Here is a 917-nt window from a genome sequence, read left to right as displayed (position 1 = left end):
AATTCTTCCAATTCGGTCATGTCCGCTTCTTCGTGTACGGTAACGTGAGGAATCACAACCCAGTTGCTAGACAGGTGTTGACCGGAGATTTTCTTAATACGAGACAGTTCTTTAACTTCGATGCTGCCGAATTTATAGAAGTCAACTTTAGGCCATGGCAACAAGTCCAGACCACCTTCCAAAGAGGCAGCGGCAGGTTTGCCTGCACCACTTTGCATAACGGATTTAACGAAGGCTTTAACGTCTTCGCCCATGATACGGCCTTTCAGACCGGTACCTTTGACTTGACCCAAATCTACGCCCAATTCACGCGCCAGTTTACGTGCGGAAGGACCTGCATGGGCTTTGGCAAAAGCAGCTTCGTCAATTTTGGCAGCTGCAGGTGCAGCCGGAGCAGGCGCAGCGGCTGGTGCTGGAGCAGCAGGAGCCGGAGCAGCGGCTGGTGCAGGTGCGGCAGCTTGAGCGGCAGGAGCAGGAGCAGCTGCGGCGGAACCGGCAGTTTCTACTTCGATAATGGCAGAGCCTTCGGATACTTTGTCGCCAACTTTCAGGAATACGGCTTTAACCACACCGGCTTCGGTACATGGTACGTCCATAGTAGCTTTGTCGGTTTCCAACGTAATCAGGGTGTCGTCAACGGCAACAGTGTCGCCCACTTTAATTTCAACGGCAATAACGTCTACGTCAGAGTGGCCGCCGATATCAGGTACAACAACTTGTACAGTAGCGCCTCCGGAAGGAGCGGCTGCAGGCGCAGCAGCAGCAGGAGCTTTTGCTGCAGGGGCCGTAGCGGCATCAGCAGCGGCAGCACCGGTTTCAACGGTCAAAATAACGCCGCCTTCAGAGATTTTATCGCCAACTTTAACTTTAACTTCTTTCACGACGCCGGCTGCATCAGCAGGTACGTCCATAGTGGC

General features: G+C 53.5%; 1 protein-coding gene. It reads right to left on the bottom strand.

What is annotated here, in order from left to right; translation table 11 throughout:
- Positions 1–917, bottom strand: a 917-nt coding sequence (locus ACTHUM_RS15480) for a biotin/lipoyl-containing protein (RefSeq protein WP_440403352.1), incomplete at both ends; no start/stop codon positions are given.

Source organism: Neisseria sp. P0021.S006, assembly GCF_051956895.1.
This window is presented reverse-complemented; position numbering and strand designations above follow the sequence as displayed.